18 protein-coding genes are annotated in these 17,715 nt (G+C 41.2%); 13 read left to right on the top strand and 5 right to left on the bottom strand.

Going from position 1 to position 17,715, the window contains the following annotated elements:
• The 4 genes from Q8P86_04260 to Q8P86_04245 all read right to left on the bottom strand — a co-directional run.
• Positions 1-328: hypothetical protein (locus Q8P86_04260; GenBank protein ID MDP3996873.1), on the bottom strand; the 328-nt coding region annotated here is incomplete at its 3' end.
• Between the two features lie 23 nt (positions 329-351).
• Positions 352-531 (bottom strand): armadillo/beta-catenin-like repeat-containing protein, encoded by a 180-nt coding sequence (locus Q8P86_04255; protein MDP3996872.1) that lies wholly within the window; start codon positions 529-531, stop codon positions 352-354.
• A gap of 157 nt (positions 532-688) precedes the next feature.
• Positions 689-1,030: a hypothetical protein gene (locus Q8P86_04250; GenBank protein ID MDP3996871.1), complete on the bottom strand. Its 342-nt coding sequence runs from the start codon at positions 1,028-1,030 to the stop codon at positions 689-691.
• 2 nt (positions 1,031-1,032) lie between these two features.
• Positions 1,033-1,203: a hypothetical protein gene (locus Q8P86_04245; GenBank protein MDP3996870.1), complete on the bottom strand. Its 171-nt coding sequence runs from the start codon at positions 1,201-1,203 to the stop codon at positions 1,033-1,035.
• A 301-nt stretch (positions 1,204-1,504) separates the two neighbouring features.
• Here Q8P86_04245 and Q8P86_04240 point away from each other — a divergent pair, with 301 nt between their 5' ends.
• A complete protein-coding gene (locus Q8P86_04240; protein MDP3996869.1) occupies positions 1,505-2,518 on the top strand; it encodes a DDE-type integrase/transposase/recombinase in 1,014 nt (337 codons plus the stop codon).
• 74 nt (positions 2,519-2,592) lie between these two features.
• On the opposite strand, the gene Q8P86_04235 is transcribed toward Q8P86_04240, so the two are convergent.
• Positions 2,593-3,537 carry a hypothetical protein gene (locus tag Q8P86_04235; protein ID MDP3996868.1) on the bottom strand — a complete coding sequence of 315 codons (945 nt, stop codon included), beginning with the start codon at positions 3,535-3,537 and terminating at the stop codon, positions 2,593-2,595.
• 126 nt (positions 3,538-3,663) lie between these two features.
• Between Q8P86_04235 and Q8P86_04230 the strand changes: the two genes are divergently transcribed.
• The 12 genes from Q8P86_04230 (at position 3,664) to Q8P86_04175 (ending at position 17,414) form a co-directional block, all read left to right on the top strand.
• Positions 3,664-4,335: a type IV toxin-antitoxin system AbiEi family antitoxin domain-containing protein gene (locus Q8P86_04230; GenBank protein ID MDP3996867.1), complete on the top strand. Its 672-nt coding sequence runs from the start codon at positions 3,664-3,666 to the stop codon at positions 4,333-4,335.
• 4 nt (positions 4,336-4,339) lie between these two features.
• Positions 4,340-5,044 carry a nucleotidyl transferase AbiEii/AbiGii toxin family protein gene (locus tag Q8P86_04225; protein ID MDP3996866.1) on the top strand — a complete coding sequence of 235 codons (705 nt, stop codon included), beginning with the start codon at positions 4,340-4,342 and terminating at the stop codon, positions 5,042-5,044.
• Positions 5,045-5,060: 16 nt separating this feature from the next.
• Positions 5,061-5,729 (top strand): DNA repair protein RadC, encoded by a 669-nt coding sequence (gene radC, locus Q8P86_04220; GenBank protein ID MDP3996865.1) that lies wholly within the window; start codon positions 5,061-5,063, stop codon positions 5,727-5,729.
• A gap of 11 nt (positions 5,730-5,740) precedes the next feature.
• On the top strand, positions 5,741-7,291 hold the full coding sequence (locus Q8P86_04215; GenBank protein ID MDP3996864.1) for an N-6 DNA methylase: 1,551 nt from the start codon (positions 5,741-5,743) through the stop codon (positions 7,289-7,291).
• Positions 7,288-7,731: a hypothetical protein gene (locus tag Q8P86_04210; GenBank protein MDP3996863.1), complete on the top strand. Its 444-nt coding sequence runs from the start codon at positions 7,288-7,290 to the stop codon at positions 7,729-7,731. The genes Q8P86_04215 and Q8P86_04210 overlap by 4 nt, the downstream gene beginning before the upstream one ends.
• A complete protein-coding gene (locus Q8P86_04205) occupies positions 7,728-8,915 on the top strand; it encodes a restriction endonuclease subunit S (GenBank protein ID MDP3996862.1) in 1,188 nt (395 codons plus the stop codon). Before Q8P86_04210 ends, Q8P86_04205 begins: the two co-directional genes overlap by 4 nt.
• 2 nt (positions 8,916-8,917) lie before the next feature.
• Complete coding sequence (locus tag Q8P86_04200) at positions 8,918-9,877, top strand: DUF4238 domain-containing protein (GenBank protein ID MDP3996861.1); 960 nt, start codon at positions 8,918-8,920, stop codon at positions 9,875-9,877.
• A 2-nt stretch (positions 9,878-9,879) separates the two neighbouring features.
• Positions 9,880-13,002: a type I restriction endonuclease subunit R gene (locus Q8P86_04195; GenBank protein ID MDP3996860.1), complete on the top strand. Its 3,123-nt coding sequence runs from the start codon at positions 9,880-9,882 to the stop codon at positions 13,000-13,002.
• Between the two features lie 100 nt (positions 13,003-13,102).
• Positions 13,103-14,449 carry a hypothetical protein gene (locus tag Q8P86_04190; protein MDP3996859.1) on the top strand — a complete coding sequence of 449 codons (1,347 nt, stop codon included), beginning with the start codon at positions 13,103-13,105 and terminating at the stop codon, positions 14,447-14,449.
• Positions 14,446-15,291 carry a DNA adenine methylase gene (locus Q8P86_04185; GenBank protein MDP3996858.1) on the top strand — a complete coding sequence of 282 codons (846 nt, stop codon included), beginning with the start codon at positions 14,446-14,448 and terminating at the stop codon, positions 15,289-15,291. The genes Q8P86_04190 and Q8P86_04185 overlap by 4 nt, the downstream gene beginning before the upstream one ends.
• Positions 15,292-15,569: 278 nt before the next feature.
• Positions 15,570-16,067: a TspO/MBR family protein gene (locus Q8P86_04180; protein ID MDP3996857.1), complete on the top strand. Its 498-nt coding sequence runs from the start codon at positions 15,570-15,572 to the stop codon at positions 16,065-16,067.
• A 189-nt stretch (positions 16,068-16,256) separates the two neighbouring features.
• Entirely contained in the window at positions 16,257-17,414 is a 1,158-nt protein-coding gene (locus Q8P86_04175) for a hypothetical protein (GenBank protein MDP3996856.1), read from the top strand.
• The last annotated feature ends 301 nt before the right edge of the window (positions 17,415-17,715 follow it).

The raw sequence follows: 17,715 nt of genomic DNA, 5'->3' as shown, positions 1-17,715 counted from the left end.
CGCTATCGGTTTGGCTGCCAATCAGTGCCACAAGCATTTCATTGGCAATGCGAAAATTTTGCTCCCGTATTCGCACGCCGGCCTTTTTGATTGCATCTATTGTCTCCCGATGAATCTCATCCATTTCTTGTTCGTAAAGTTTGTATATCTCACAAAGCGTTCCTGATTCCTTAAACCAATCTTTTATTGTTTGCTCGGTAAACCCCGCTTTTCTACTTTTTTCAAACTGGCTATTCAAAATCTCAGCGATATCCTGATACGGATTGCCTTTATATTTCAGTTCCAGCGCTTTCTTGTGATATTCGGTTAGATGTTTGAGTTTGGGCATGAAAAGTTGGATTAAGTAGAAATCTACTTATTGAATTTACCCAGAATAAGATCGCGAATTGCGCGAGCTGCCTGAAGTTTTACGCCCTCGTTTTTGCTTGCCAAAAGTTCTATGAGCGTATCTACCGCCTTGGGAAATGCTTTGTGCATCTTCTCAAGTGCAATTTTTATATCTTCGTTATTTTGATCTTTGTTGCTTTCCATTATTGTTTTATTGTTCAGTAATATGTGGGGTAGTATGTGCAGAGTAGTCAATGTAGTGCTCTATGATATAGCTTGCGGCTTTTCCCATTACTTGTTTTAGGATTATCCGCATACAAGTTTGTTGGTTTTCCACACGCTTGTTTGGTGAATCTCACCTTTAGCGCGGCTCAATCCACTTATCCCAATCGTTGTTGAACTTGTCCCAATTGATCCGATAATTAACTTTCCGAGGGATGCCTTTGTAGATTTCTTCGAGATAGCCGCGTTTTTTTAGTTCTCCTCTTGCTCCTTCCTGTTCATATCGGCTCAACCCGGTTTCTTCTTGAATCTCGCGTTGAGTTTTGAAAATCCAGCGTGTCTCTTTATCCATTTGTTTTCCTTCCCAGTAAATAAATTGGCACAGGAAAATCGCGGCCTTTACTGAGCCGGCAAATTTAGATAGTTTCGGGTAATACGCAATAGGCCTCCCGACTTCGCGGAGACAATCACTGAGCTTCATGGCTAGATTTTTTCTTTAATCTCCACGCGCCCAAAAACAGGGTCGCTATAAACGGCCTGATACAAACGCACTAAACGATTTGCTTTATCGCCTGCTTCTTCGTCAGTCAGCTCTATGTTGTAGCTTTTCTTGTAGACGCGCTTAAACTCCTCAATAGCTTTTTTCGGTAGCACAGATTCTGCATGGAATTGTCCGATCCCCAGACCCCAAGCGGATCGGCACTTTGGCCTGTTAAACAAAACAGGCTCGCAAACACAACCAAAGAAAAATCCAATAAATGGAAAATCGTTCAGTTGCGCTTGCGAGCCCGCAGACTCGGAAGTACGATTCACGCCTACCCCGCAGAGTAGGAAATATTCAATCTCTCAACACTTTAATTTTAGCAAACGAGGAAGGCGCGTCAATGTACTGGTTCACGTGATATGATACACCCAGCTCTTGAAAAATATGAAAGGAAAGTATAATGGATGCCGTATGACAATCTACGGCACAATTCTACCTGGAGCAGCCTCTATCGCCCGTTCGGCTGCTCTGGTTAATTCGCTAACTGAACGGGCAAAATATAAGATAAAGGTCTTGGATTGGCACAGATCTCACGGAAACAACAACGCTCTGACTGCCAGACACTTTGGCTTAGGACGTATGACTTTGTATCGCTGGATTAAAAAGTTTAAACGTTCCGGAGTGATAGGGCTGAACGAAGAATCTAAAAGACCAAAACGTCTAAGGCAGCCTACCGTCTCTTGGAATACTGTTATCCGGATAGTCCAATTAAGAAAGCTTTATCCGGCCTGGTCAAAATACAAACTTAGGGCACTGGTAATGAAAGAAGGAATTCAGGTTTCAGCCAGCACGGTGGGAAGGATTTTAAAAAGACGGGGGCTGATTAACAAAAAAATATCCAGCAAAAGGAGGAAGGCCGCTCTCCGTCCCAAGGCCAGGTTTCCCCACGGATTACGAATATCTGAACCCGGAGACATGATCCAAATGGACACTAAACATATCATGCTACCTGGTGGGAAAAAGTTTTACCAATTTACGGCGATTGATGTTTTAGGCAAAAGAAAAGTAATGAGGGTCTACCCTTCCGAGTCGTCCCGAAACGGAGCTAAATTTATTGAAGAATGCCTGCTGGGATTTCCTTTTCCTATCAAGGCGATCCAGACGGACAATGGCGCTCCCTTTCAGAAAGAATTTGATAAGTTCTGCCAAGCCAAAGGCATTCCCCACTATTTTATCTATCCCAGATCGCCTAAGCAGAATAGCTACGTGGAGATTTCCCACGAAGCCGACCAGAGAGAGTTTTACCAGCAAGGCAATGTCTGTTCTATCTTAGGGGTGATGCAGAGAAAGATCAAAGAGTGGGAAGATATCTGGAACAATGTCCGACCCCACCAAGCCCTGGATTATCTGACCCCGTCCGAATACCTTTTTAAGGTCCAAAATAGTCGAATTTCAACGAAAGATATTATTATTTTACAAACCTAACGAGTGTATCATATGTATCTGAACCTAGACAGTCAACCACACCACATGTGCATAACTTTATCAAGTTGATAAAATTACATCCCAAGATCATTTATCAGCTTTTGCTTATTTTCGTAATTTGAAATCAAACCTTTTGTAGCCTTGTTTTTCCTGAATTGAGATACGGTGTCAATAAAATTGTCTGCAATTTTTACTTTTAATTGGAGGAAGTTTCTATAATAACCGTCAACATTGTTTTTAAGAATTACTTCAAAAAAGTTTTTTATTGATTCGCCTTCGTAGTATTCATCGGTTATTTTTTCTGTGAATTCTTTATTCATAAATTGAAATTGATTGTTGTACTTCAGTCCGGCAAGCAGCTCCTCGTTAGATTTAGCGGCGTCAATTATTTTTTTGCCATTTTCTGGAAGATATATCTTATAGGTATTTAACCCCATGATAGACAACCCTTTGAATACTGGAAATAGGATCCCGGAAATCTTTTTGGCAACAATTACCGGGAATCTCTTTTGCTCTTGCGAAGATTTTAGAAATGAAAATAATTCAGTGTTAGGGAGTATCCATCCTCCGTTTTTTATCAAGCAGGTCACGGGGATCGTGTTTAGCTCTCCCTCAATAACAAAGGGTTCTTTTGAGGCTACTTTTATTTTCTGTAGGTAATTACCAAAAAGATTTGTAAGTAAATTTTGGGTTTCGGGCGCGTTGATATTTTTCTCAATATGTTTTTCCGCAGTTTTTTTCTGTGTTTTCAACTTTTTAATTTCTGGAATGTTTTCAAAGGGCGAATGCGCAAAGGGGCCTTTGTTTGAGAGCAATCGAAATAAGTCGGGCTCAATACGAAGATTGCCGGGCCCGGTTTCGCCCAGCAAATATTCCACTTCGTTTCTCACCAGCACTTTTTTGCTAGAAACCAGATTTTGGAGTCGATGATTAAAATAAAGCTCGACTTCTTCTCGCGATAGGGAGGAGATAGGCTGTTTATTGAGCTTCTTTTGTATTTCTTTGAGTTTATTTCGCATAAGACATGAAGTCCTATAATATTATAGGACTTAAAAATTTAAGTAAATAGACATGCTTTATAATATTATAAAGCAGCTATCATTTCTCTATTTTACATGCCGATAGTTGCATAGAATACTGGTCTTATGGTAGTATATGAACTGGAGATGACCTTTAAGGTTATTTCCAGTATAAATATGGACAAAAAACCTACAAAAGGCGAATACTTGGATATTTTATTAAGGTCTCCTAAAACCGTTTTTTCAACCAAAGACGCGGCTTTATTGTGGGCCGAAGAGAGAGAAAGCACGGTCAGCGCCAGATTAAACAAGTATGTTAAGGCCGGAAAGTTGATTAGAGTTCGTCGCGGTGTATACGCAAAAGATAAAAATTACGATAAGTTTGAATTGGCGACCATAATCTATACACCCTCGTATATCAGCTTTGAAACCGTCTTGACTCGTGCCGGAATTAATTTTCAATACTACGGCAATATTTTTGTTGCATCCTATGTTAATAGAGAGATAGATATAAATGGTCAAAAAGTTACATTTGTACGAATGAAGAATTATGTTTTATCAAATACTGCCGGCATTGAGCACAAAGCGGGCTTCGCTATTGCCACAAAAGAGAGAGCTTTTTTGGACAGAATCTATGTGAGCAAGGACTATCACTTTGATCGCTTGGACCCCTTGGATTGGGATAAGGTTTTTGAGATTTTACCTATTTATAACAATAAGAGAATGACAAAGAAGGTCAGCGAATACTTTTCCGCCGAAGGCGGATCCGCCTCTGGCGGAAAGGCAAACAAAGCATAATTCTATGACTCTCGACACATCAATACATAAAAATATACAGCTCCAGATTCTCAAAGAAATTTATACCGATACCACGATTTCTTCGCACCTTGGTTTTAAGGGCGGCACAGCAGCTCTTATGTTTTATGATTTAAATCGTTTTTCGGTTGATCTTGACTTTGACCTCTTGGATCAGAGCGATGAAGCAAAAGAAAAAGAAATATTCGAAAAGATTTTGAAAATTGCTCAGGGTTACGGAGAAATACGGGAATCGCGGATTAAGCGTTACAACTTGCTCATTATTTTTTCATACGATCCGAAAGCTCAAAATGTAAAAATCGAAGTAAATCGCAGAGAGTTTGGTTCTCGCTATGAACTCAAGACCTTGCTCGGTATTTCTATGCTTGTCATGGTTCGCGAAGATATGTTTGCTAATAAGATTATGGCAATGTACGAACGGGTTGGCAAAACAAGCCGGGATGTTTTCGATGTGTACTTTTTTACCAAAAACAACTGGCCGATTAATCGAGATATAGTGGAGCAGCGTGCAAAATTGTCGTTTAAGGAAGTGTTGGTAAAAAGTATTGAGTTGCTCGAAAAAATGGACAATCGCCATATTCTCGACGGCCTTGGCGAGTTTTTGACCGAGAGCCAAAAGGATTGGGCACGAGCAAAACTCCGCACAGAAACAATCTTTTTATTAAAGGCGCGTTTAGAAAGCGAAAAGTAGAAACCAAAGATGAAATATGAAAATTAAGGATTTACCAAAAATTGAACGCCCAAGGGAAAAGCTTATCGCAAAAGGAGCCGAGAATCTTAAGGACTCGGAACTTTTGGCTATTCTACTGCGGACCGGCAAAACCGGAAAAAATGTTATTGAGATCGCTTCGCAGATTTTGACCAAGCATTCCAAGAAGCGACTTTTACAGATGACCTACGAGGATTTAATAAAAATCAGTGGAATTGATTCCGCCAAGGCCACAATGCTTCTCGCCGCTTTCGAGCTTTCAAAACGCGCGATGGAGGTTAACGATACGAACTTGCCGACTATTTCCACCCCCAAAGATGTTGTGGCTCAATTAACCGAACTGCGCCACAACAAAAGAGAGCACTTCGTTGCTCTATATCTCAATGCCAGAAATCAGCTGGTTCATAAAGAAATAATTTCAATGGGAACACTAAATGCGAATCTTGTTCATCCTCGGGAAGTGTTTGAACCGGCCCTTAAACATTCAGCCGCCGGCATCATGGTTGCGCACAACCATCCATCCGGTGATCCAAAACCGTCAGAAGATGACATGGAAATCACGAAAAGATTAGCGGAAGCCGGCAAAATGATGGGCATCGAACTTTTGGATCATGTTATTATTGCAGCAAATAGCCACTTTAGTTTTAAGGATGAGAAACTTTTGTAAATCAAAAAGTCATGAATACTAATATAAAAGATTTGGAAAATAGATTGTGGGAAGCGGCGGATCATATGCGCGCCAATTCTCCGTTGCGGCTTAATGAATTTGCCGAGCCGGTTTTGGGTTTAATTTTCCTCAAGTTTGCAGGTGTAAAACACGCAAAAGCTGCAGAAGAAATAACTGAGGAGAGAAAAGGTAAAGCCAAAAAGCTTGGCGGGGCTTCGGTTTCGCGCGAACGACCGATTTCTTCCGCGGATTATCACGCGCGCGGTACGCTCTTTGTTCCAGAAAAAGCTCGGTTTTCATATCTCATAGAATTGTCAGAGGGAACGGATATGGGCAGAGCCGTAAATGACGCGATGAAAGAGATTGAAGCGGAAAATAAGGAGCTTGCTGGCATTCTTCCGAAAACATTTCAAAAACTGGACAATCGTTCTATCATCGCGCTTCTCAAAAACTTCAATCAAATTCCGGACGATATTGAAGGAGATGCGTTCGGTAGAATTTATGAATACTTCCTCGGTAAGTTCGCGCTTGCGGATGGCTCGCGCGGAGGCGAATTTTTCACACCGACAAGTATTGTCAAACTTATCGTTGAGATCATTGAACCGTATCAGGGCAGGATTTACGATCCGGCTTGCGGTTCCGGCGGTATGTTTGTGCAGTCACACGAGTTCGTAAAACGGCATTTGGAAAACGGAAAGAAGTTAAGAGCTTCGCGTGAGATTGCGATTTACGGTCAAGAGAAAACAGACCAAACGGTTCGCATCGCAAAAATGAACCTTGCTATTCACGGCCTTTCCGGAGACATCCGCGAAGGTAATACCTATTACGAGGATCGCCACAAAAGTTTAGGAAAATTTGATTTCACAATGGCAAATCCTCCGTTCAATGTGAGCGGGATTGATAAGGAGCGTATCAAAGACGATCCGCGATTTTCGTATGGCATACCGAGAGCGGACAACGGCAATTATCTCTGGATTCAAATCTTTCTAAATTCGTTAAACGATAAAGGACGCGCTGGGTTTGTTATGTCTAATGCGGCAGGTGATGTAGGGCATAGTGAGAAAGAAATCCGCCAAAAATTAATTGAAGATGGAATTGTGGATGTGATGGTCGCTGTTGGTCCGAATATGTTCTATAATGTCGTGCTTTCAGTAACGCTTTGGTTTTTGGACAGAGGTAAAAGGAAAACGGAGCGCAAAAACAAAGTTCTCTTTATTGACGCCCGCAATATCTACCGGCAAATAGACCGGGCGCATCGCGATTGGACCGATGAGCAGATAGAACAAATCGCAAGCATTGTAAGAAGCTACCGCAATGAGAATGGGAAAAAGTACAAAGATGTAAAAGGGCTTTGCCGAGTGGCGACGATAGAAGAAGTGAAAAAAGCCGGTTATTCGCTTAACCCGGGCCGCTATGTTGGCGTTACCGACAATGGAAATGGAGACGATAGAAACTTTGGAGAAAAAATCGAAAAGCTTCACAGCGAGCTTAAAGGATTAACCGATGAAGCGCACAAACTGGAGAAGAACATTTTTGAGAATTTGAAGAAATTGAATATATGAGTACACGACAAATTCAAAAATTACTTACGGACGCGGTTGATGCCTTCTTGCACTTCGATAAGGAGTTGTTAACAAATGACGCTCACGAACAAGCGATTGCTCACAGGATTGCGAGTTACATTGAGAAGAACAACGCACGAGGATACGCAGTTGATTGCGAATATAATAAGCGAGCAGAAGACGCTAAAAGATGGCGTGGAAAAATCTTTAGGCCGGATATTATCGTTCATAAACGAGGAAAAAACGGCAGAGGAGATAATCTTCTGGTTGTTGAAATAAAGAAAAACGAAATATGCAAAAGCAATATCGCCCGCTTAAAATTTATGACTAATCCATATAACAACGCCTTTGGCTATGAGCTCGGCTGCTTTCTCTATTTCGAGAAAGGAGAACCGAAATATATTTGGGTTGGCGGCGGTAAAATTCAAATCGATTTATGATTACACAAACAAAAACAACCCGGCAAAGGATTAAATTAGAGGATGTTGCAGAAAAAATTTCCAGTGGCGGGACGCCGTCACGACTTCACCCCGAGTATTTTACTGCTGATCGTAGCGGTCATTTATGGGTAAAATCTAAAGAGCTGCTTGATGCAGCTATTGAAGATACTGAAGAAAAAATAACAGATGACGCGTTGAATAATTCTTCTGCAAAATATTATCCCGAACATACTGTTTTGATAGCGATGTACGGGGCAAATGTAGGACAATTGGGGTGGTTAAAAAAGAAGGCTACTGTAAATCAAGCTGTGTGCGGCTTGATTATTGATGAGGATAAAGCGGATTGGCGTTATGTTTTCTATTCTTTGTTACAAAACAGAGACGATTTAATAGTACAAGCGCGTGGCGCAGCTCAGCAAAATTTAAATCAAGACCTAATTAGAAATTTTGAGATTCCGACTTTAAAACTTGAAGACCAAAGAAATGTTGGTTCTATTCTTGGTACCTACGACAATCTTATTGAAAACAACACGAAGCGGATTAAGATTTTGGAAGAAATGGCGCAGGCGATTTATAAGGAGTGGTTTGTATATTTCCGTTTTCCGGGCTACGAAAAAGTAAAAATGATTGATAGCGAAACAGAATTCGGCAAAGTCCCGAAGGGGTGGAAAGTGGAAAAACTTGGAGATAAGATAAAAATTTTGCGAGGCAAAAACATTACTAAAAATACTATTGTCCCCGGAAAAGTTCCTGTTGTTGCCGGCGGAATGGGCCCGGCCTATTTTCACAATAAAGCCAATGTTGAGGGGCCGGCAATCACGATAAGTGCCTCTGGGGCGAATTCAGGATATATCAATCTTTACCATGAGGATATATGGGCGTCTGATTGTTCCTACATCAATAAAAATTCAACGCCTTTTGTTTATTATTACTTTTTGTTGCTGAAAAATAGACAGGTAGAAGTTACCGGACTGCAAAGAGGATCGGCGCAACCCCATGTTTACCCTAAAGATTTGGCACGATTATTGATCATAGATCCGCCGGAAGAACTAACCCACTCTTTTGAAGAGAAGGCCAAATCAACTTTTAACATGATAAATAATTTTCAGCTTCAAAACCAAAACTTGCGCCAAGCGCGAGATTTGCTTTTGCCGAAATTGGTAAACGGAGAAATAAGTGTATGACTATGAAAAAAGTAAAACAACAAGAACAGCACCATACAATACCGGCTTCTTATCTCGAAAATTTTATTGACGAGAATGGGCATGTGTGGGTGCTTGATATAAACGACAATATATTTAATACCAATCCGAATAGTGTTCTTAAAGAAAGGCATTTCTATTCGCTCACGGGGAGTAACGGTGAGAAAGATATGTCGGTTGAGAATGCCCTTGCTTCCATCGAGGGTGATTTTGTGAACGTATACAGAGAAAAATTTGCAAAAGATTTGTTTCTTTCCGACAAGGAAAGAATTGCTGTTTCCATTTTTATCGCTGCTTTGATGACTCGAACTCGCCCGCATAGAGACCATCTAAAAAGCTCTCTCGAAGAATTAAAAGATTGGATGAAAGATTGGGAAAAGCGCCCAATGTCAGAGGAAGAAAAAAGGACACTTGCTGCAATACCGTCTTCTGGTGGAGCAACAATAGATTTAGAAACCTTAAAAGAGGGGTTGGAAAACTTTGACGAGCACCATTCAAAAAGTATTTTGCGTTCACTCTCACACACTGCTGCGCTCATCTACCACATGAAGTGGTCGGTGTGGAAGAACGATAGTTATGGATTCGTCACCTCGGATGACCCCGTGGTGATGCTTCGTCCAGCATCAATAAAAAAGTTTGGGGTCGGGACTTTTGGTAGTGCTCCTGGTTTGAAATGGAAAGATGTTGAGCTCACTCTGCCTTTATCAAAAAACCGTCTCTTGCTTGCGGGCTGGATACTTAACAATGATTCTTACATTGCAGTTAATGACGAGATGGCAAGAAGAATGGATCATAGAACGATTACGCATTCTCGCGACAGGGTTCTCACAAGTTCAAAAACAAGAGTAGAGGATATCAAGTCAAGATATTCCGAGAAGCCGTATAAATCAAAAATGTCTGATAAAATTGTGGCCAAAAATCTTAGCGCAAACCACACTAATTAATCATGAATGAATTTTCTGAAGACAAATTAATTGAACAAACAGCGATTAAGTTATTCGCTGATTTATGGGATGCCGAGAATTTTGCCAATGCATATTCCGGAGAAACGGATACGGAATTCGGGCGGGAAAATCCGGGAGAGGTGGTGCTGATGAATTATCTCAAAATTGCTTTAGTGAAGCTCAATCCTAATGTATCTACAGAAGCGTTGAATCTTGCGATTGATGAAATAATAAAGGATCGCTCGGCGATGAGCATGGTGAATGCGAATCATGAAATTTGGCAGCTTATTCGGGACGGCGTAAAAGTTGAGACAGAAAACGAAAAAGGCGAACGGCAAACCGAGACCGTAAAAATTATTGATTTTGAAAATCCGAAGGAAAATCACTTTATGCTTGTATCCCAGCTTTGGATTACCGGCGAACTGCACACGCGCCGACCGGATTTGATTGGCTTTGTGAACGGCATACCGCTTGTGCTGATTGAACTGAAGGCATCGCATAAAAATTTACGCAATGCCTACCAAGAAAATATTCGCGACTACAAAGACACGATCCCCCAGCTCTTTTGGTATAACGCCTTCATCATTATTTCCAATGGCATTGAAAGCAAAGTTGGCACGATTACCAGCGCGTATGAACATTTCAACGAATGGAAGAAAATAAAAGACGAAAAAGAAATCGGAAAAGTAGGTTTGGAAACGGTTATCAAAGGCACTTGCGAGCCAGCGCGGCTTTTGGATATTGTTGAGAACTTTATTCTTTTTGACGACTCGCGCGGAGAACGCGCTAAAGCGATTGCCAGATACTTTCAATTTTTTGGAGTAAATCGCGCATTTGAAGAAGTTAAGAATCGGGACAAAAACAAAGGACGCCTTGGTGTGTTTTGGCACACGCAAGGGTCTGGCAAATCCTATTCAATGGTTTTCTTGTCTCAAAAAGTATTTCGTAAACTGACCGGCAACTTCACCTTTGTCGTAGTTACGGACCGCAAAGAGCTTGATAGGCAGATATACAAAACCTTTTCCGCTTGCGGCGCTGTCTATGAAAACGAAGTCCATGCCGATTCCGTAGAGCATCTTCAGCAGCTACTTGGGGAGGATCACCGCCATGTTTTTACGCTTATTCATAAGTTCGCCGAACCAAAAGAACTATCCAATAGAAACGATGTAATTGTCATGGCTGATGAGGCGCATCGCACGCAGTATGACCGCATGGCGGCGAATATGCGTATTGCGTTGCCCAAAGCGGCGTTTATCGGATTTACCGGCACGCCTTTGATGGCGGGTGGAGAAGAGAAAACCAGAGAAGCCTTCGGGGATTATGTTTCCACTTACAATTTCGCCCAATCGGTTGAGGATGGTGCTACGGTGCCACTTTACTATGAGAACCGCGTTCCAAAACTTGAAAATGTAAATCCGGATATTCAGAAAGATTTGGAACGGGTAATGAATTTCTATGATCTTGCGCAGGAAGAGGAAGAAAAATTGGAGCAGGAATTTTCAACTTTTTACCACCTGATCACTCGCGAAGACCGTTTGAATAAAGTCGCAGAGGATATTGTCACGCACTTCACTGCTCGAGGATATAACGGAAAGGCAATGGTTGTTTCAATTGATAAGAAAACGGCCGTCCGAATGCACGCCAAGGTCAAAGAGCAAATGCAGCGTCATTTGGCAAAGTTAAACATCGCTTTATCCAAAGCCACCGATGAACACGAAAAAGAAAAGGTTCGGCAAACCATAGAACAATATGAAGGCATTGATATGGCGGTAGTGGTAAGCCAGAGCCAGAACGAAATCGCTGATATGGAAGAATTTGAGATTGATATGCGGCCACTCCGGGCCCGGATACAGAATGAGGATTTGGAGACAAAATTTAAAGACCCCGACAGCAACTTGCGCATTGTCTTTGTCTGCGCAATGTGGATTACTGGTTTTGATGTTCTTAATCTTTCGACGCTCTATCTTGATAAGCCACTCAAAAATCACACACTGATGCAGACCATTGCCCGTGCCAATCGCGTATATCCTGGTAAAACGAATGGCCTTATCGTTGACTACATCGGCGTATTTAAGAATATTCAAAGAGCTCTCGCGATTTACGCTACTCCGGAGAGCGGCGCGTCCATTGATGACATTATCAAAGAAAAAGAAGAACTTGTGGAACTGTTGGTTTCAACCGCCAAGCAAACGAGAGAATTTTTGAAAAAGCTTGAGCTTGATGTTGACGATCTGCTGAAAGCAAAAGACGCGGAAAAGATACGCCTTGTGGATGTATTCACGAATCGTATCTTGCAGGACGAGCAAACGAAAAAGGGATTTCTTGATCTTGCGTCAGATGCCTATCAACTTTACAAGTCGGTTCTGCCCGAGCCAAAGGCGGAAGATTACTATCACGAAGTTACGGCCTATAAGGTGATTGCATCTCGTATTAAAGAGGTCATTGAGGAAGAAGCCGATGTGAGCCGGGTTAAAAAAGACCTTGAGGACTTACTTGATCGCTCCATCAAAGCGGGAGAGTTTGTAATCAAGGAGCCGAAGCTAAAAGACCTAAGTCATATTGACTTTGAAGCATTGCGGAAATTCTTTGATGATACGGAAAACAAAAACATTGCAGCAGAAAGTTTAAGTGCTGAACTTGAAGAGAAAATCAAGGATATGGCTCGGAAAAATAAAATCCGCAAACATTTCCTTGACCGTCTTAATTCACTGATTCATGAATACAATTCCGGCTCTCGCGATCTTGATGCATTTTTTGAGGAGCTTCTTGTTCTTGCTAAAGAATTGAGCGAAGAGGACGCCCGAGCGATAAAAGAGAACCTATCCGAGGAGGAGTTGGCGATTTTTGACCTTCTCGTTAAAGAGAAACTTAATCCGGACGAAACGGATCGGGTGAAAAAGGTTGCTCACGAACTATTAGTCAAGTTAAAAACAGAGAAATTTGTGCTGGATTGGAAACGGAAAGAGGAAACACGCGCCGATGTGAAAATAACGATTCGGGACATGCTCTACGACAACCTGCCCGAACCGGCCTACTCCGAAAAAGACTGCGAAGACCGAACGCAAAAAGTTTACTTCCATATTTACGACAACTATGTGGACGCACAAATAAATGTTTACGCATAACGACTTTAAATTGATAATAGATTTATGGATAAAGAAAAAGAGCAGCAAAAAGAAATAAGATGAAATCAAGTTGATTTTTAGATATAATTAAGTCAAATATATGCAGAAAAAATGGAAAACTGAAAATATTGCGATAAAAAATCTTTCGCTTTGGGACGAAAATGCTCGTTTTTCAGATCAGTACTTTAATTTACCGGAAGAAGAGCTATTGAAATATTTTCTATCTCCCAAGTTTCAAGTTCCCAAATTGGCCGGGGAAATAGAAAAAGATTTTGATTTGCCACAACTGGAGAAGCTGGTTGTTTGGCGTTTTAATGACCGCAACATCGTGCTTGAAGGCAATAGGCGCATTGCCGCGTATAAGTTAATGGCTGATCCCACGCCGGCCGGGCATGACAGCAATTTCAGCAAGATGGGGAAGAAAATTGGCATTACAGATAATTTTGCGGTGGAGTGTCTCGTCACTGACGACCTAGAAGAAGGTTACAGATTTATCGAAAGAAAACATCTCAATAGTAATAATGAGATAGCGTGGGGCTCTGCCGAAGTTGCCCACCATAAAGAACGCAGAGGCAAGGCAGGAGAAAAAGAATTAATCAGAGTAGGAATTACAAAAATCGTTAATGGTCTCGATATTGCCAGCGAATTAAAAGAGGCGGTGTTGGGCCCGGGTTATGTAACCACCTTTTGGAGGCTGATTGGTCAAACGCCTGCCCAGCAATTTTTTGGTTTTTCTTTTGATAACGACAAAAAGTTGAAGATTAAAGATAAGGATTTTGATAAAAAACTAAAAGTTATTGTTTGGGATGTTCTTAAGAATGGCCATTATAATGGCAAACTGTTTTCTCGTTTAAACAACAAAGAAATATCCAATTACTTACAAAGCATCTCCGATCAAGATTACGAGCGGGTATCGAAGGAAATAAGGGAGGTTACAAGTAAAAAACAGAAAAACATTTTTGGACAAGCGGTTTCTGGCTATGATGTTTTACGCCTGCGGAAAACACCCATCACCAAAGGAACCGACGAATTCTTCGGCAGAACCCTTGCCCTAGAATCTGGCAGAGTAAATGACTTGTACCGTGCTCTTGTTGATATCGATAAGAAAAACCGAGGTAATGATGCGGTGCTTTCATTCCTTGGTATGGCGCTTCGTCTTTTGGTAGAGGTTGCCGCGCGCGTGCACTACGAAAAGCAAGGAAATGGACAGAAGGCGAAAAAAGATCAGATTTGCGAAACATTTCTTAAGGAGGCGAAGAAAGAACTCAAGCAACACCAGAAGAATGATGTATCGCTTACAAACGAATGGTTGTCAGACCAGCGGAATCTCGGCGCGATTTTAGATAAATACGCCCACGGCAACATTATTTATAAACGAGCGGATATTTTGAAAGATTCTTTCATTGTCGCAGATATTTTAGATTTTTATTTCAGCAAAAAAGTATGATTTTTTATTCACCCCTTCGATATCCTGGTGGCAAAAATAAGCTTGCGAAGTTCATCGCTAGGATTTGCGAGCGCAATAGTATCAATGGTCATTACATTGAGCCGTATGCTGGCGGGGCGTCTGTCGCGCTCTATCTTTTGTTAGAAGGTTATGTATCCGAAATAACTATCAATGACAAAGACCGAGCAATTTATGCCTTCTGGTATTCGGTAGTGCATCAACCCGAAGAGTTAATAAAATTGATACGGATGACGAGAGTAAATATTTCTACTTGGAAGAAGCAGCGGGCAATTCTCAAAAACAAAGAACGGGAGCCATTGCTGCGTTTGGGGTTCGCTACCTTTTTCTTGAATAGAACAAATGTTTCAGGAATTCTCAATGGAGGCCCTATCGGGAATATAAATCAAACCGGATTTTATAAACTCAATTGCCGTTTTAATAAGAAAGTTTTAATTGAGCGTATTAGAAGAATTGCCAATCATAAAAACCGAATCCATGTTGAATGTATGGATGCGATTGGTTTGGTGAAGAAAATTCAGAAAGAGGCAAAAAGTAGCAATTCAATATTCTATTTTGACCCGCCTTATTACCTAAAAGGCGAATCTCTTTACATGAATCACTATGAAAAAGATGACCATATCGCTGTCGGAGAAGTCATAAAAAATATCAAAAGTGTGCAGTGGATTGTTTCATACGACGACCACCCGGAGATTAGAAAAATCTATTCTAACTTTCGCCAGAAAACCCACGAGCTTATACATTCAGCCCATGGCCCGCGCATTGGAAAAGAAATTATTTTCTTTAGTCACAAGCTTTTGATTCCGCGAAAAATCTATACATAAATATCATGGACGAAGAAAAAGAGAGACAAAAGGAAATACGGGAAAAATTGGAAAGCGAGGGGCTTGATCCCGACGAATTTGACGAGGGCGAGCAAGAAGAACTCGCCGATTTGCTTTAAGTCGTCAAATTCGGGGCAACGCGACACAAGGGGCACAAAGCTGTGCCCTTGGGTCAATCGCTCGCCACCGGGGGCACACCCGCCTTCACGCAGGGTTACGGCGGGCAGGCAGCGGGCACAAGCGAAGGCAAAAAGCGTAATAAGTGGTAAAATAGGATTATGAAGCTCAATAATTTATTCAAATTGGTTATTGCGATTGGTATTTCGGAAATGGCCGGTATAATCGGTTCGGTTTTTACTATTTCCGCGGTTCCGAATTGGTATGCCGGACTGGTAAAGCCGGCGCTTAATCCTCCTGCTTGGGTATTCGGGCCCGTGTGGACAACGCTTTACGCGCTGATGGGCGTTTCACTTTTTCTTGTCTGGAAGCAACATTCCAACATTCTTGAGAATGTGAGAATGTTACGGATGTGGAAAATTGGTATCGCAGCGTTTTTTGTTCAGCTTTCCTTGAATGCTGTTTGGTCAATTATTTTCTTTGGCCTGCAAAATCCCGGCTGGGCATTGATTGATATCGCTTTTCTCTGGCTCGCAATTGTTTGGACAATCACAGTATTCTACAAAATCTCAAAGCCAGCGGCGTATTTGCTTCTGCCGTATCTTCTTTGGGTTAGCTTCGCCTCGTATCTGAATTACTCAATCTGGATGCTTAACTGAAAAGCTACCAGTAATTCACGATCTTGAAGGGCGAGACATTGCCGGGAATCTGCCAAATTGCGGTTCTAAATGCGTGAAGCGCGCGGAGCAGGCTAGTGCTCGGTTTACTCTGAGCCGTGTCGAAGTGTTCTGGAGACCGAGAGGTATCAGGATCGCCTTTTAGGCGGTTTTTTTGATATAATGGAATATATGAGTAAGAATAAAAAAATCATCATTAGCATAATCATATTTATCATCATAATAACTGTCGGATTTTTAGTTTATATCAAGAGTATAGGTTATATAAAATTGCCAGAAAATAATTTTGATGCCTTATATCAAATACCCGATACAAATATCATCTTTAAATACCCGTCCGCCGGATTTTATGGGCTAGGCATTGATATTACCAATAGTACGGGAGTTAAGGGCTTAATCAGCGGAATACATACGGAACCAGTATTGGAATTTAAAAGAGACGCCCAGAGCGCCTATGTGGTTTTAAACATTAACTTGATAGAAAACGAAAAGGACTTTACAAATATCGATGATTTTGCAGAAGATTTCAAAAAAGATCCCGGCGTAAGTTTTTACGACCAAGAGTACGCTAAAGAAAACGGCCGTCTTGCAGAGATTAATGGCAAAGAATATTTCATTTATAAGCTTACAGAAGATGCTACCGCGTGGAGTGCTTTTGCTATTAATAAAAATGGCATCGTTTGGGTTATGTTGGCTTATACCAACAGCTTTACGCCGTATTCCGACTCCATATACAAAAATAATGATGAATTATTTTTAAATATTCTTGAAAATATCAATTTTGAAAACATCCCGCTTATATCTATTCGGGAAGATAGTATTCCCCTAAAAGACGAAAGGTTAGGGTATGAGATGAAATATCCTCTAACTTGGTCAATCGTTGAGGAAAGAGAAGATTCTGGCATGGTGCTGTCTCAAACAATCTTTCAGTCAAAAGATTATCAAGAGATAGAGTCCGAAGAATACAAGGAAATAGTGGCAGCGGGAGGAGAAACGGGATTACTTCAGCCGACGGTAATGTCAGAAGGAGTAAAATTAGAGCTTTTAATTACTGAAATTCCTTCTGATTTTAGATGGCAAGATTGGGCGGAAAGGGCAACCGACTATCCCTATGGTAAAATACTCAGTGAAAGATTTATCACACTTGAAGGCAAAGAAGTGTATGAGCGGCAGGTAGAATCAGGAGAGACGACCTCAATCGTCATTAGTTTCCCTGACCCTAAAGAAATGAAGTTATTTGAGTTTATGCTTCACACTTTAAAAAAAGATAAAGAGAAAAATTTAGAGACCCTCAAACAAATACTTTCTACTTTTAACTTTTTGAAGTAAAGAAATGGCAGGGTAGGGTATAACCCGGGAATGTCAGGCTAGTGCCGATAACTGCCTCATTTGCTTAATGGCAAGCTCAAGGCAGGGGAATGCCTTCTCCCATTTAAATGTTCGGAAGCTGTCCTGCCAAGCGAGCCAACTTCGGCCGCTTTCTCAAGAAGGCGAATAATCTATGTCAAGAATTTTCAGGGTATCTGTACTCTTGTTTATATTTCAGCATCATGAAAATGATATTAACTAATCTTCTTTTAAGACAGCAGAGAGCTTGAGACTTGGTTTTACCCTCAGCAATTTTCTTCTT

Source organism: bacterium, from assembly GCA_030699905.1.
Classification (GTDB): Bacteria; Patescibacteriota; Minisyncoccia; order Phycocordibacterales.
This window is presented reverse-complemented; position numbering and strand designations above follow the sequence as displayed.